General features: G+C 60.8%; 11 protein-coding genes and 1 pseudogene. 4 read left to right on the top strand and 8 right to left on the bottom strand.

Going from position 1 to position 14,546, the window contains the following annotated elements; all coding sequences use genetic code 11:
• Positions 1–13 precede the first annotated feature (13 nt).
• The 3 genes and pseudogenes from GH657_RS05990 to GH657_RS05980 all read right to left on the bottom strand — a co-directional run bounded on the left by GH657_RS05990 (position 14) and on the right by GH657_RS05980 (position 4,018).
• Positions 14–1,011: pseudogene (locus GH657_RS05990) on the bottom strand (MraY family glycosyltransferase).
• Position 1,012: 1 nt separating this feature from the next.
• Positions 1,013–1,966 carry a UDP-glucose 4-epimerase family protein gene (locus tag GH657_RS05985; protein ID WP_153099858.1) on the bottom strand — a complete coding sequence of 318 codons (954 nt, stop codon included), beginning with the start codon at positions 1,964–1,966 and terminating at the stop codon, positions 1,013–1,015.
• Positions 1,967–2,140: 174 nt separating this feature from the next.
• On the bottom strand, positions 2,141–4,018 hold the full coding sequence (locus tag GH657_RS05980) for a nucleoside-diphosphate sugar epimerase/dehydratase (protein ID WP_153099857.1): 1,878 nt from the start codon (positions 4,016–4,018) through the stop codon (positions 2,141–2,143).
• A gap of 580 nt (positions 4,019–4,598) precedes the next feature.
• Here GH657_RS05980 and cysC point away from each other — a divergent pair.
• On the top strand, positions 4,599–5,168 hold the full coding sequence (gene cysC / locus GH657_RS05975) for an adenylyl-sulfate kinase (RefSeq protein WP_246174009.1): 570 nt from the start codon (positions 4,599–4,601) through the stop codon (positions 5,166–5,168).
• A 30-nt stretch (positions 5,169–5,198) separates the two neighbouring features.
• Here the strand turns inward: cysC and GH657_RS05970 are convergent, their stop codons facing one another.
• On the bottom strand, positions 5,199–6,068 hold the full coding sequence (locus GH657_RS05970; RefSeq protein WP_153099856.1) for a hypothetical protein: 870 nt from the start codon (positions 6,066–6,068) through the stop codon (positions 5,199–5,201).
• Positions 6,069–6,342: 274 nt separating this feature from the next.
• Positions 6,343–7,404, bottom strand: a complete 1,062-nt coding sequence (locus GH657_RS05965) for a glycosyltransferase family 4 protein (protein ID WP_153099855.1) — start codon at positions 7,402–7,404, stop codon at positions 6,343–6,345.
• Positions 7,405–7,947: 543 nt separating this feature from the next.
• On the opposite strand from GH657_RS05965, the gene GH657_RS05960 reads away from it, so the two are divergent.
• On the top strand, positions 7,948–9,780 hold the full coding sequence (locus tag GH657_RS05960) for an ABC transporter ATP-binding protein (protein WP_153099854.1): 1,833 nt from the start codon (positions 7,948–7,950) through the stop codon (positions 9,778–9,780).
• 4 nt (positions 9,781–9,784) lie between these two features.
• Here GH657_RS05960 and otsA read toward each other — a convergent pair whose 3' ends face one another.
• Both otsA and otsB read right to left on the bottom strand, forming a co-directional pair.
• Positions 9,785–11,170, bottom strand: coding sequence for an alpha,alpha-trehalose-phosphate synthase (UDP-forming) (otsA, locus tag GH657_RS05955; RefSeq protein ID WP_153099853.1), 1,386 nt, complete (start codon positions 11,168–11,170; stop codon positions 9,785–9,787).
• Between the two features lie 112 nt (positions 11,171–11,282).
• Positions 11,283–12,023: a trehalose-phosphatase gene (otsB, locus tag GH657_RS05950; protein ID WP_153099852.1), complete on the bottom strand. Its 741-nt coding sequence runs from the start codon at positions 12,021–12,023 to the stop codon at positions 11,283–11,285.
• A 390-nt stretch (positions 12,024–12,413) separates the two neighbouring features.
• Between otsB and GH657_RS05945 the strand changes: the two genes are divergently transcribed.
• Both GH657_RS05945 and GH657_RS05940 read left to right on the top strand, forming a co-directional pair.
• Positions 12,414–13,130 (top strand): SCO family protein, encoded by a 717-nt coding sequence (locus tag GH657_RS05945; protein ID WP_425495726.1) that lies wholly within the window; start codon positions 12,414–12,416, stop codon positions 13,128–13,130.
• Positions 13,131–13,197: 67 nt separating this feature from the next.
• Complete coding sequence (locus tag GH657_RS05940; RefSeq protein ID WP_153099851.1) at positions 13,198–14,052, top strand: cytochrome c oxidase assembly protein; 855 nt, start codon at positions 13,198–13,200, stop codon at positions 14,050–14,052.
• Here GH657_RS05940 and GH657_RS05935 read toward each other — a convergent pair.
• The gene (locus tag GH657_RS05935; RefSeq protein ID WP_153099850.1) at positions 13,974–14,516 is read right to left on the bottom strand and encodes a GNAT family N-acetyltransferase; all 543 of its coding nucleotides are present in this window, start codon (positions 14,514–14,516) and stop codon (positions 13,974–13,976) included. The genes GH657_RS05940 and GH657_RS05935 overlap by 79 nt on opposite strands.
• Positions 14,517–14,546 lie beyond the last annotated feature (30 nt).

Here is a 14,546-nt window from a genome sequence, read left to right as displayed (position 1 = left end):
CCCGTTCAAACATTTATTCCTTTTCCGTTGGTTCAACCACCCGCCGCCAGCGGCCATCCACGCGCCAGCCGGCTAGCGCCAGCACGCCGTACCACAGCGCCAGCAAGACCCACTGCAACGCAGCAGGCGCTGACCACGCCAGCCATGCCACCCCCGCGCCGCCCAGCATCAGCACGTAGTACCGCAATGCCACCTGCCCATGCGTATGGCCCATTTGCACCAGACGCTGGTAGTAATGTTCGCGGTGCGCCTGCCAAAAGCGCTCGCCGCGCGCGAGGCGGCGCAACAGTGTCACGCTGGCGTCGGCGATAAACGGCGCAAACACCAGCGCAGGAAACCACAGCGGCCACGCGCCATGCTGCCAGCCCCAAAACCCCAGCGCGCCCGCAAGAAAGCCCAGCGGAATCGACCCCGCATCGCCTAAAAAAATACGCGCAGGCGAAAAATTCAGCACGAGAAAACCCAACCCGGCCCCCGCCACGGCAGCACAGACCAGCATCAGTTGTGGTTGCGCGGGCCCGGCCGCCAGCGCATACGTGGCAAAGCCGATGACCGTCATCCCCCGGCGAGGCCATTCACCCCGTCCATGAAGTTGTACAGGTTCACCAGCCAGACCAGCGCCACACCCAGCACCAGCGCCCACCACCAGGCGAGATCCACCGAGCCCGTCACGATGGCGATAGCCACAGCCACCACATGCGCCGCAAAACGCACGCGCGCCGACAGGCCGCGCCGATCGTCGATCTGCGAGACCGCGCCCAGCAGCAACGCCGCGAGCCCGATCCCGTACAAGGCGGGCGCATCCAGCGCGATGAACAACAGCGTGACAGGCAGCACGCCCCAACCGCCGACCCGCGGCACAGGCCGCACATGCAGCGAACGGTGATTCGGCATATCCACCGCCAGCGCCCAGGCCCAGCCCGTGCGCAGCAAGGTCAGCAAGAGGAGAAAACTCAGCGCCGCGGCCAACAGCGCTGTCCCAAACAAGGGAATCAGACTGGACGAGAGCATCTCAACGCGCCTCCCTGAAATCACGCGCGGTCGCAGCCAGGCCTTGTGTCACCGACCACGGCGGGGTCCAGCCCAAGGTCTCGCGCAAGCGGCTGCTATCAATGCGCAGCGCGTTTGTGAGGCGCTCGATTTGCGCCGTTTTGCCGCTTAGCCGCCCAATGCCACGCAGCCATCCAGGGGGCACGGGCAGCAGACGCGCGGGACGCCCCAGCGCGACACCCAACGCGCGCACCAGTTCGGTCACCGTCAGATCGTCGCCATCGCTGACATGCCAGATGCCTGCCACGGAAGTGGAACGTTGCGCCAAAAAACCCATCGCATCGGCCAGATTGCCCGCGTAGACCATGCTGCGTTGCGCGCTCACCGCGCCCAGCGGCAACGGAATACCGTGCGCCACCGCTGCCATTAACCCGCGAAAATTGGCGCGCACCCCCGGCCCATAGACCAGTGGCGGACGCACGATCACCACCTCCAGACCCTGCGCCTCGCCAAACGCCAGCAAAGCCTGCTCCGCCTCATGTTTCGAAATGCCATAAGGATCGGCAGGAGCCGGACGATCGTCTTCGCGCCACGGATGGCCGGGCTCGACATCGCCCAGCGCCTTGACACTGCTGACGAAGATCAGGCGCTGCGCGCCCGAGCGGCGCGCAGCCCGGGCAACATTGAGCGCGCCAGCAACATTGGCTGCCCGGTAGGCCGCGAGTGGATCAAGCGCGGCATCGCGCATCACATGAACCCGCGCCGCCAGATGAACGACCACCTCACACGGCCCGAAGAACGGCATGCCCTCGGCCAGGCTCACAAAATCATCGTCGGCAATCAGGCATTCGCGCACCGGCCCGGCGCACCCGCCCTGGCGCCGCACCAGCCCGGTCACCTCATGGCCGGCCTCGCACAACACCTGACCAAGAGCACGGCCGATAAACCCATTAGCCCCTGTTACAGCAATCCGCATCTTCCGTTTCTCCCCCAGACATCCGCCGAAGCCGCGCAGAATCCGGCCCCTGCCGGGCACAAAAAATGATGGCAGCCGAGATGGTATGAACCCACCTTGGCTGCCATCCTTAGCTACCATCCTTAGCTGCCATCCAACCCGCCCATCGGGCAATCATGAAGCCCCACCCGCACTTCAGCCCGACAACCCCCGTGTGCTGACGCTTTGCAACACCGGCACCGACATCGGCTGATACTCCCGTACCCAGCGCCGCAGGTCACGCCGAACCTCGTCATCGCCAGGAATACGCTGCTGCAACAGCCACGGCAGCAATTCATCGAGGAAATCGCCGTCCACTTCACGCGCCTGGGCAATGCGCAGTTTGGGATGCGGCGTGCGCGTGGTGGCCTCGTCATCGGCCAGCAGTTCTTCGTAGAGTTTCTCACCCGGCCGCAGCCCGGTGAAAACAATCCGGATTTGTCCTTCGCCAAAGCCATACAGCCGGATCAGGTCGCGCGCCAGATCGACGATCTTGACCGGCGAGCCCATGTCCAGAATAAAGATCTCACCGCCCCGGCCCATGCTTGAGGCCTGCAACACCAGTTGCGAGGCTTCGGGAATCGTCATGAAAAAACGGGTGATTTCTGGATGGGTAACGGTAACGGGCCCGCCTTTGGCAATTTGCTGCTGGAACTTCGGAATCACACTGCCCGCACTACCCAGCACATTGCCAAAACGAACGGTTTCAAACTGCGTGCGCGGACTGGTTTGCTGCAACGCCTGGCACACCATTTCAGCCAGACGTTTGCTGGCGCCCATCACGTTAGTCGGATTGACCGCCTTGTCCGTCGAGATCAGGACAAAACGCCGCACATCATGACGAATCGCCGCCCGCGCCACGCGATACGTGCCCAGCACGTTATTGCGCACCGCCTGCCAGGCATTCAGCTCTTCCATTAACGGCACATGCTTGTAAGCCGCGGCATGAAACACAATGTGCGGCGTATAGCGCGCCAGCACCTGGTCGAGCAGCAGTGAATCTTTCGCGTCACCGACCACCGGGACCACGGGTAAATCCGGAAAACGCTCATGCAGCTCCTCGACAAGGCGATACATCGCGTATTCGGACAGATCGAGCGCAATCAGTTGCGCAGGCGCGAAGCGCAGAATCTGGCGGCATAGTTCAGAACCGATCGAGCCGCCCGCGCCGGTCACCATCGCCACCCGGCCTTGCAGCATCGCTTCGACATGCGGCATGTCGATCTTGACCGCCTCGCGGCCCAGCAAATCTTCCAGATCGATGTGCCGCACCTGCGACAAAAATGCCTGACCCTGCGTGAGCGCGGTCAACGCGGGCAAAACCATCGCCCGCACTCCCGCGCGCACGCACACCGTGGCCGCGCGGCGCTGCGCATCCACCGAAGCCGAAGGAATCGCAATGATCGCGTCTTCGACCTTCAACTGCGTGGCCCAATCCTGAAGCTGCTCGATCGGACCCAGCACCCTGTGACCATAAATTTCGCGCCGCTGCTTGGCTGGATCGTCGTCAAGCAAACCCACGAGCCGCCATTCTCCCGAGCGCGACAGTTCGCGCGCAAGGCTCGCACCCGCCGAGCCTGCCCCAATCACAATCACGGGCTTGCCTTGTGCAATCAGGCCGCCATACAGATGGAACTCTTTGGCGGCACGGTACAACGCACGGGAGCCGCCCATCACCAGAAATAACAGCAAAGGAGATACCACCAGCACTGAACGCGGAATGATCGGCGAGGGCTGCAACATCACGGCCCCCGTCATCACAATCAGCGCGCCGGCGGCCACTGCTTTGGAAATACGCAAGAGATCCGGCAGGCTGGCAAACACCCACATACCGCGATACAGACCGAAAATCCGGAACATCGCCGCATAAACAAGCACCACGCCCACCAGCGCCCGCATGCCGCCGAGCCAGAAATCCTGTGGCACCGGGCCGTTAAAACGGATGACATAGGCGGCCAGCCAGGTTGCCACCACCACGCCCAGATCGAATCCGAACGCTGCCAGCGATAGCCAGGATGACTTGGATCTGCTCATAAACGTTTGTCTTAAGAGAACGGAATGAAGGAGGCCTGAAGGCAAAACGCGCCTCCAGGCCCAGAGAGCAAAAATGTCGACAAATAGTAACGTGCGGCTGACTCAATCCGGCAGATAACCGGCCGGGCAAGCCCGTTTGTCGTACTTTTTCAGAAACGGAATGAAACGAAAACGAAAGAAAACGAAACGGGATCGCCCCCATCCTGCGCTATGGCCCTGAGGTGTGGCCCCAATAACGCTAGCGGCTTGCCGTGAACTTCCCAGCCAGGCGAGAATTTTACACGGCGCCCCTCATACGCTCCAGAGCATTCAGGCCGTGAGCCATGCGCTCTGTGATGCCCAAGGATGATCTCAAAAAAATCGTCTAAAATGCGAACCAATTTTTCTGAAATGTTACCTATAGAGCTAGGTATCGCCTGTAGCAGACCCAGGCTGACACCATTCTTTTTTTAAGATTATCCCGATGCGAATTCATACTGGTCGCCACTCAGACTCATTAATTTAGCTGTCTTGCAAAAGCCCAGTTTAAGCATCGGAACAAAACGCCCGAACGAACCTTCGGTGCTTTTTGAGAAAAACTATGTCTTCTGCCCTTCAAATTACGCCCCCCACTCCTGTGATCTGGATGACAGGCTTGCCTGGCGCCGGTAAATCGACACTTGCCAACGCCCTGCACCAGGCCTTCACGGCGCTCGGCAGCCGGTCAATCGTGCTTGACGGGGACGTGCTGCGCAAAAGCCTGTGCTCCGATCTCGACTATTCGGAAACGAGCCGGATCGAAAATATCCGGCGCACGGCTCACGTCGCCAAGCTGTTTCAGCAGCAAGGTTTTATCGTGCTGGTCGCCACGATTTCGCCCTCCAGCGCGCACCGCACGCTCGCACGCTCGATTGTGGGCCATGGGTTTATCGAAACCTATATTCGCGCGCCACTCGCCTTGTGCATGAAACGCGATCCCAAAGGCATGTACGCCAAGGCGCAACGTGGTGAAATGCAGCAGTTCACTGGGGTCTCCGCGAACTACGATGCGCCGCTCACCCCTGACTGGCTCATCGACACCACGGCGAGCAGTCTTGAAGAAGCGGTCGGGTACGTCTTGCATATGCTGCCGCAGGAAACCAGCCGCAGCTGCGCAGATCAATGCGGCTGAATCAAGCACACGGCTGGCGCGCCAGTCTGTTCAGCTTTCCCGCAATGCCCGGTCGAGCGCCACAACCGCAGCCCGGTCACGTGCGCTAGCAAGCGCTGTCTGAAACACCCGCTGACGGTTATGTCCCGCCGTCGCGGGCGAATCCCACAACAGCTCGACTTTCGCCCAGCGCGGCCCACGCCCGCTCTTTGCGGGCACTGACCGGGCTGCAACTGAAACGCGAGGTTCGAACGTGGAGCGCTGAGGTTCGCCTCCCTCCTCATGGGCTCCCGCTGGCGGCATCAGTAACGGCACCGTGCGCGGCACCACCGGCTTGCCAGGCCAGCGCAGCCAAAGCTCACGTGCATCGTACTGGCCCAGTTTGCGGCTCTCTGCCCATACACTCACGGTGCGCGTCGCGGCGTCCAGTGCGACGGCGTACCGCCCAAGCGCAAAACGCCGTGCGGCGAAATTGCTACGCCATAACGGCCGCGGACGACAAATCCAGATAACCACCGCATATAGCGTGGGCGCCGCCACAAGCCAGCCGTTGGTCTCGGCGACAGCCGCTAACGCACGGCGCAAGCCAGCGGTCCAGACAAAAGCGCCGACCGACCATGCCGCAAACAGAAACCCAAAGAAAGCAAAAAGCCGTAGCGCCTGCCGCAACCATTGCGGTAACGGATGAAAGGGGCGCTCAGCGCGAGGACGCGCACCCGGCTGAAAAACCAGCAAAAATACAAACACCAGATTGACATAGGCCCATGGCGACGACTGCATGATGGACAGCGCGTCCGCCAGACTCATGTGCGACAGCGAATACAGCCAGCGCACCAGAATCACGAGCCCGATGGCGCGCAACGCGAAAACCGTCCCGGCACCGGGTATCGTATTCGCTTGCGTTTCTTGCGTGCTCGCCAAGGCATCCTCCTGTCATCCGTCATGGGTTGGCCCGATTCCAGAGTCCAGATTGACCGACTCCCGGTTCACGGCCCGGCCATTATAGGGACAATGCCGGAGGCCCTGACTAGTCAGAGGGTGAAAACCTTTTTACCTGTAACCGAAAAACGTCGGCTGGGAGTACGCCGCACACAGCACAACGCCCCAAGGGCACAAGCCCCTGAGGCGTTGTCATCATTGAGCCCAGACTAGCGACAAGGCAAATGGCTGCCTGATCTAACAGCCCGGTTTGCGCTCAGATGGCGTTCACTTCGCGCAACACGGTACGGCGTTGTTGCCGCAACAGCGCTTCGTAGGAAGCCACGTAGTTTTGCGCCATCACTTTCGATGAAAAACGGGCTTCAAAAGCCTCGCGCACCCGGCTGCGCGGCAGCGACGACAAACGCTTGACGGCGGCCACCGCGCTGATTTCGTCTTCGACGACAAAACCCGACACACCGTTTTCGATCACTTCCGGCACCGAGCCGCGCTTGAAGGCGATCACCGGCGTGCCACACGCCATGGCTTCGATCATCACCAGACCAAACGGCTCCGGCCAGTCGATCGGAAACAGCAAAGCGTGCGCGTTACCGAGGAATTCGGCTTTTTCGGCTTCGCCGATTTCGCCGATGTATTCAACGTGTGGCAACGACATGAGCGGCTTGATGACTTCGTCGTAATAAGCGCGATCAGCACGGTCAAGCTTCGCGGCGATCTTGATTGGCATGCCCGCCTGGCCTGCGATGCGAATGGCGGTATCCAGCCGTTTTTCCGGCGAAATACGGCCGAGAAACGCGAGATAACTTGGCTTGACATCTTGTGGGGTCAGCAGGTTTTCCGGCAAGCCGTGATAAACGGTGGAGAGCCAGTTGGCTTGCGGTAGCGGGCTGCGCTGGTTGTCCGAAATCGACACCACCGGCACATCACTAAAGGTATTGAAAACAGGTTGTAGTTCAGGCAGGTCGAGCCGGCCATGCAGCGTCGTCAGGAAAGGCACCGACTGGCGCGAGAACAGCGAGAAAGGGTAATAGTCGATATGGAAATGCAGCACATCGAATTCGTCAGCGCGACGACGGACTTCTTCCAGCAACAACATATGCGGCGCCATCGTGTCACGAATCGTCGGATCGAGACGCAAGGCCTGCGGCCAGAACGCTTCGAGTTTTGCCGAGGTTTGGGAATCCCCGCTGGCAAAAAGCGTCACGTCATGCCCTTGTTCGACCAGCGCTTCGGTCAGGTAAGACACCACCCGTTCTGTGCCGCCGTACAGCTTGGGAGGAACCGCTTCGTGTAACGGAGCGATTTGAGCGATTCGCATAGGGGTAACTCCTCGAAAAATATCAGGCAAAAAGCAGGTAAAGGCACGGGATTAACGCACGGATGGACCTTCCGTTGACACGTTCAACGGTCTTTTCATAGCGTCAACGCCTGGCGATTATCTGGACCGGACCCCACTGGCGACAGCACTATTTCAAAGTCTTTACCCTGTTACAAAACGGACACATTTTGCAAACCCTTGTTTTATCTCAGGGTTATACCGTCTGACAACACTAGCCGTGCCATACGCCCGTCATTGAATGCAATTTGTAATTATATCTTGAAAACACCCTGGGCTTCCTGATACACAACGCACGGCCCGTTGCCCCATCCTATTTTTAGGATATAAGCCGTACAACATGGCAAACTGCGGCAGCCAGACGACATACCTGGAGGCCTGCAAAGCTGCATCAAACTCTGTGCCACAGCGCTAGATATTGGCTTCAGCATGTTTACAATGCGAGGCATTCGCCCTTGCGGCACCCGCCCCCATCGCCAGAACGGCCGATGACAGCAAACCGATTCCTTCAATCCTCACGCGCAATTGGAACCTCTTACCCTCGTCCAGCGAAATGCCCAGAACGCCCGGTTGGCCCGCTACGCTCACCGGCCGCTGGCGTTTCTCCTGCTCTATATCCGCCGCCATCCGCTCGCACACGGGGTCATCCTGTGCAGCGTGCTGGCGGCAGTCGGCTGCGCGCTCGCATCCCAATACGCGATCAAACATCTGATCGACGTGCTCGGTGCGGGCCGGCACCATCCCGGCCCGCTCTGGGGCGCGTTTGCCATCCTCGTTGGCCTGATCGCCGCCGATAACCTGCTATGGCGTGTGGGCGGCTGGGTGGCCGCCCACACCTTCGTCACGGTCACCGGAGATTTGCGGCGCGACCTGTTCCAGTATCTGAGCGGCCACTCCCCCACCTATTACGCCGAGCGGCAGCCTGGCATGCTGGCCAGCCGTATCACGGCCACCTCGAATGCGATTTACACCGCTGAAAACACCATGGCGTGGAACGTGCTGCCGCCATGCATCGCGGTACTCGGGGCGATCGTGATGATCGTCACGGTCAATCCGCTGATGGCGGCGGGCTTGCTCAGTTGCTCAGCCATTCTCGCCGTGGTGCTCTTCAGGCTCGCCGGACGGGGCTCTGCGCGGCACCACCAGTTTGCAACGCGAGCCGCCTCGGTCGATGGCGAACTGGTCGATGTCATCAGCAACATGGGGCTGGTCCGTGCGTTTGGCATGACGCTGCGGGAACAGGCCCGTTTTGGCACCACCGTGAAAGCCGAAATGGAGGCGCGCCAGCAAAGCCTGCTCTATCTCGAGAAGCTGCGCCTGCTGCATGCGGTGATCACCGCGCTGCTATCGGCCGGGCTTCTCGGCTGGGCCTTATGGCTCTGGGATCAGGGCCGGGCGACCTCAGGCGATATCGTGCTGGTCAGCTCGCTCGGGTTCACCATCCTGCATGGCACACGCGACTTGGCCGTGGCCCTGGTGGATGTGACGCAACACGTTGCACGGCTCGCCGAAGCGGTCAAAACCCTGCTGGAGCCGCATGGCATGCCAGACCGGCCAAACGCGACCGAACTCATCCCGCAAGGCGGTCAGGTCGATTTCGAAAACGTCACGTTTGCCTATCCGCGCCGCAGGCCAATCCTCGATCACTTTGACCTGCATATCGCTGCAGGCCAGCGCGTCGGGCTCATCGGCAAATCCGGCGCGGGCAAATCGACAGTACTGGCGTTGCTGCAGCGCTTTTATGAAACCCAGGGCGGCCAGATCAGGATTGATGGCCAGGATATCGCCAGCACCACGCAAGAAAGCCTGCGCCACGCAATTGCGCTGGTGCCGCAAGACATCTCGCTGCTCCACCGTTCAGTGTATGAAAACATCGCCTACGGGCGGCCAGACGCGAGCCGCGAAGACGTGTTCGCAGCCGCGCGTGAAGCGCGTTGCGCCGATTTCATCGAAGCCATGCCGGATGGCTATGACACCATCGTGGGCGACCGCGGCGTCAAGCTCTCGGGTGGCCAGCGGCAGCGTATCGCCATCGCCCGCGCCATTTTGAAGAACGCACCCATCCTGCTGCTGGACGAAGCGACCTCGGCACTCGACAGCGCCTCTGAAGAAGCCATCCAGCACGCGCTCGATCGCCTGATGACCGGCCGCACCGTGATTGCGATTGCACACCGGCTGTCGACGCTGCATCACTTCGACCGCATCATTGTCATGAGCAACGGCAAGGTGATCGACGATGGCAGCCCGGAAATCCTGCGCAACCGCCCAGGGCTTTATAACGAGCTCCTGTCGAAGCAGCACGGCAAAGCCACGCTGCATCTCGGTGGCAAGAAAGTCGACGAGCAGCAGCCGGCCTGAACCGCTACCGCGCAGCCTGAAGATCGCGGATGAAGTTATCGCGCCAGACCGACACATTGTTCTCGCGCAGTTGCGTCATCATCTCCTCATAGCGCGTCTGACGCTCCGCCAGCGGCATCGCCAGCGCGCGGGCCAGTGCCTCGGCCATGCCGTCGATATCCACCGGATTCACAATCAGCGCGCCATTCAGTTCCTGCGCCGCGCCAGCAAAACGTGAGAGCACCAGCACGCCAGGGTCCGCCGGATCCTGGGCTGCGACGTATTCCTTGGCGACCAGGTTCATGCCGTCGCGCAATGGCGTCACGTAGCCAACATGCGCAGTGCGAAACAACGCCGCTAGCACCGCGCGATCGTACTGGCGGTGAATATAGCGAATCGGCGTCCAGTCGAGCTCGGCAAAGCGGCCATTGATCCGGCCCGACTCGCCTTCCAGCTGCAAGCGGATGTCCTGGTAAGCATGCATGTCAGCCCGCGTCGGCGGCGCGATCTGCAGAAACGACACGTGATTGCGTTGCCAAGGCGCATGTTCGAGCAGACGCTCGAACGCCCGGAAACGCTCGACCAGCCCTTTCGAATAATCGAGGCGGTCCACGCTCATCACCAGCTTGCGCGCGTGCAACGTGGCTTTCATCATGCGCACGGGGCGGCCACGCTCACCCGCTTTCGCCAGTTCGGCGATTTCGTCGGGATACACGCCAATCGGATAAGCCGCCACCTGCAACCTGCGGCCAAACGCCTCGATACGGCGCGGGCCCTGCGGTGGACGCTCGACGCTGCCATTCGCCTCATACACGATGTAATCGCAGAAGGCCTGAACATCGGGCTCGGTCTGAAAACCCAGCAAATCAAACGAACACATCGCCTCCACCAGTTCCCGGTGCGGCGGCACGGCCAGCAGCACCTGGGACGCAGGAAACGGAATATGCAGGAAAAAGCCGATGCGGTTGGTGAGGCCCGCGGCACGCAACGCCTGGGCGAACGGAATCAGGTGATAGTCATGAACCCAGATCACGTCATCGTCCTGCAACAGCGGGACAAGCTGTTGCGCCAGCCAGGTATTGACGCGGCGATAGCCGGCAAAATCGTGGCGGTCGTATTGCAGCAAATCCGCCCGGTAGTGGAACGCGGGCCAGAGCGTCGCATTCGAAAAACCGCGGTAATACTGATCGTAATCGCGCCGCGACAATCCGACTGTGGCGAAGGTCACCGCGCCGCGCTCTTCGAGCCTGATTTGCAGTTGCCCCGACGACTGCACCTCGCCACTCCAGCCAAACCACATGCCACCGGTTTCCTTGAGTGCATCGTAGACGCCGACAGCGAGCCCGCCCGCCGCAGGGCCACCTTCGGAAATCGGGGCGACCCGGTTCGATACGATGATGAGTCGGCTCATAGTGCGATATTTCCGTATGCGAAGCGAAGAGGAATCAAAGTCAAAGACAGGAACAAAAAGGGGGAAGCAGAGGCGAAAGCACGCTCAGGCAGCGCCGCGTAGCCAATCAACGCTAGTTGGCGGCGGCAAGCTGCGCCAGCCACGCCAGCAAAGCCGCGACCGACGCCACACGGGCGCGCGCGCAGGTCTCGCCCGCACCGACCTTGATCGACCAGCCACCGCAGGCATTGACCACGGCAAATCCTTTTTCGTCGGTCAGATCGTCGCCCGCGAACACCGGCGTGCGCCCGGCAAAAGGCAACTCATTGAGAAAAGCTCGCAGCGCCCGGCCCTTGTCCACGTTTTTAGGTTTGATTTCATAGACCATCTTGCCTGGCTGGACCCCGTAAGCCTGCGGGTAATCCGCGACCAGCCGCTGTGTCAGCGTGCGCGCTAGCGGCTCGCATGCCGGTGCATTGCGGTAATGCAGCGCGAGAGCCGCGCCCTTGATTTCGAGCAACATGCCTGGATGCGCCTTCACCGCCTCGGCCAGCACCTGCTCCATCGTCAGCAGCCGCTCATCGTTGAAACCGGTGCGGTGCGTATCGCCATTAGCATCGCGCCGCTCAGCGCCGTGCAACCCCGCGACCGGCAAATCCGGCAGCCCCAGAAAAGCATCGATACTGGCGATGCCCCGGCCCGTCACAATCGCCACGGCGCCTTGCGTGACACGCTGCAACGTCTGCAACAGTGGCACAACCTCGGGCTGAACTTGCACACCCTCCGGCGTCGAAGCCAGTTCAACCAGCGTGCCATCGAAATCAAGAAAAAATGCTGTCTCCCTCAGAGACAGCCCTACCGGAAGTGTTTGCATCGTTTGTATTGTTTGCACCGCTTGCATCGGCTCGTTTTGTGTTGCCACTACGCTGAAGGCAAAGAGCCCGCATCTTACCCCGCCTTCCAGACATTGCCGCAAAAGCAGGAGCCCTCACGCGGCATGCGCCCTGATTTCACCGGCGCTCCGGCCCGATACCCTGCAAAAGCCGCACAATCAGGCTTCGTCAGGCTTTCAGACAGATGCGGCAAATTGCCTCGCCCATCATTTGCGCTCCACGAGACGCGACAGCACACCTGCATTTGCGCTAAAGTCGCAGCCACTGCGACACCCGACACCCGGCCATCAGGCGGCATGAAGACCCAGGCCGTCAGCCATCCTGCTATCAGCCGATCACTTCACGCTCCGTTGGCCGCCTGGCGCTCCCGCATGCTGGAGCGCCCTCGTCCACTCTCGTTCTTTTCCCTGTTCTGGATTCTGTCCGTGCGCTCCTCAATCTCCGCATCCGGCCGCTTCACGCTCCGGCACCTCAAACCTTCGTGTCTTCAGCCCATGGCCCGTGCCGCCTTCTTTTGCATCATGCTTATGCTCGGCTCGCTGGCAGGCTGCTCGCGCGATGCCACGCCGTGGCAATTGACCCATGTATCCGGGCATCTGCCGGATCTCGAGTTCTCGCTCACCGGCGACGATGGTCGGCCCGCGACAGGCGACACCTTCAAAGGCCATACGACGCTGGTGTATTTCGGCTATACCCATTGCCCGGACGTCTGCCCTGAAACCATGGCGCGCCTGATGCAGGTCATGACCTTGCTCGGCGATGCAGCCCAGCAGGTGCGCATTGTGTTCGTCACGGTCGATCCCGCGCGCGACACGCCCCAGGCGCTGCACGCCTACGTCCGCGCCTTCGATACGCAACACATGTTCGGCCTGAGCGGCAGCGAACGGCAAATCGAAGGGCTGGCAAAACGCTACCGCGTTGCCTATCAGATGGAACAGCGCGATCCCAACGGAGACTACGAAGTCACTCATAGCTCGGCGGTTTATATCTTCGATGCGCAAGGCCATGCACGACTACTCGCAACCGATCAGGATTCGGCCGAGGTTATCGCTCACGATTTGCAGCGGCTGATCCAGCACCCCGCCTGAGCCGCGTTCCGGCGTTCAGCGCCCGCGTCTTTTTTCCTTATTTTTTGCCAAAGAACCTATACCTCTGATGAACCTGCTCTACTGGCTCGAACCGTGGGAGCCGTCACCCACTGTCGTCATCGTCATGCTTGTCACCGCCATCCTGTTTGTGCGCGGCGTACGCCGGGCAAAACTCTCCGTGGCACGGCAGATTTCCTTCTGGTTCGGCTTGGGCGCACTGTATGTCGCGCTGCACACGCGCCTCGACTACTTCTTCGAACACGAATTTTTCATGCATCGGGCGCAGCATCTGGTACTGCATCACCTGGGGCCGTTCTTCATTGCGCTGGCGTATCCCGGCACGGCATTACGCGCCGGCATTCCCTTTGCGTGGCGGCAACGTTTCATTCGGCCCGTGCTGCAGACACGTCCCGTGCGAGCCGTACTCGATGTGCTTTTGCACCCGGTGGTCGCGGTCGGGTTATTCGTTGGACTGATTTATTTCTGGCTGCTCTCACCGATTCACTTTATAGCGATGCTCGACTGGCGGCTGTATCGGCTGATGAACTGGAGCATGGTGCTCGACGGCCTGATGTTCTGGTGGCTGGTACTGGATACGCGTCCCGCGCCGCCCGCCCGGCTCGCGCCGGGGGGGCGCGTGTTGATGGTGATCGCCGCGATTCCCCCGCAGATCCTGCTGGGTGCATTCATCTTTTTTTCGCCGCGCGAGCTGTATCCCATCTATTCGATCTGCGGACGCGCCTTCACCTGGCTTAGCCCCATGCGTGACCAGCAAATTGGTGGCCTGCTGCTCTGGATTCCCGGCTCGATGATGAGTGTGATTGGCGCAGTCCTGGCGTTACGTCACTGGATGCGGCTATCGGCTCGCGCCCGGCTGCGTGAAGAACGCATCCAGACATGTGCAATGCCATCTTCATCGTGAATCGCGGAAACCGGATCAAAACCAAACGCGCCGTAAAAAGACTGCAAATGCGCCTGGGCATGCAAACGAATGGCTATTGCTGGCCATTGAGCATCGATATGCGCGAGTGCCTGTTCCATTAGCAGGCGGCCCAGCCCCAAGCCGCGAAAACCCGGACAGGTCAGCACCCGGCCAATCCGGACATCGGCGTCGTCAGGATCGGGAAGCAGCACGCGCAAATAGCCCGCAAGACTGGGCTGCCCAGGCGCGCCCGCATAGGCACGCAAATGCCAGGCGTGCTTGTCCTGGCCGTCGATATCGCCGTAGACACAGTTTTGCTCCACGACAAAAACCGCACTACGCGCTGCCAGCACATCGTAAATTTCAGTCGCCGTGAGTTCGGCAAACGCGCTCCAGCGCCAGGTGAATTCGAAAGTGGAAGAGGAAGCGCCAGGAATCAAAGATGGGGGAGTAAGCGAGGACATGGCGTGTAGAGGATGGTCAGGGGTTTGCTA

This window comes from Paraburkholderia hayleyella (assembly GCF_009455685.1).
Taxonomy (GTDB): domain Bacteria; phylum Pseudomonadota; class Gammaproteobacteria; order Burkholderiales; family Burkholderiaceae; genus Paraburkholderia; species Paraburkholderia hayleyella.
This window is presented reverse-complemented; position numbering and strand designations above follow the sequence as displayed.

Excerpts from the sequence above, each read along its gene's own strand:
- GH657_RS05985 (WP_153099858.1), bottom strand. The coding sequence starts at position 1,966 with ATGCGGATTGCTGTAACAGGGGCTAATGGGTTTATCGGCCGTGCTCTT.
- GH657_RS05980 (WP_153099857.1), bottom strand. The coding sequence starts at position 4,018 with ATGAGCAGATCCAAGTCATCCTGGCTATCGCTGGCAGCGTTCGGATTC.
- cysC (WP_246174009.1), top strand. The coding sequence starts at position 4,599 with ATGTCTTCTGCCCTTCAAATTACGCCCCCCACTCCTGTGATCTGGATG.
- GH657_RS05965 (WP_153099855.1), bottom strand. The coding sequence starts at position 7,404 with ATGCGAATCGCTCAAATCGCTCCGTTACACGAAGCGGTTCCTCCCAAG.
- otsA (WP_153099853.1), bottom strand. The coding sequence starts at position 11,170 with ATGAGCCGACTCATCATCGTATCGAACCGGGTCGCCCCGATTTCCGAA.
- otsB (WP_153099852.1), bottom strand. The coding sequence starts at position 12,023 with ATGCAAACACTTCCGGTAGGGCTGTCTCTGAGGGAGACAGCATTTTTT.
- GH657_RS05945 (WP_425495726.1), top strand. The coding sequence starts at position 12,414 with ATGCTGGAGCGCCCTCGTCCACTCTCGTTCTTTTCCCTGTTCTGGATT.
- GH657_RS05940 (WP_153099851.1), top strand. The coding sequence starts at position 13,198 with ATGAACCTGCTCTACTGGCTCGAACCGTGGGAGCCGTCACCCACTGTC.
- GH657_RS05935 (WP_153099850.1), bottom strand. The coding sequence starts at position 14,516 with ATGTCCTCGCTTACTCCCCCATCTTTGATTCCTGGCGCTTCCTCTTCC.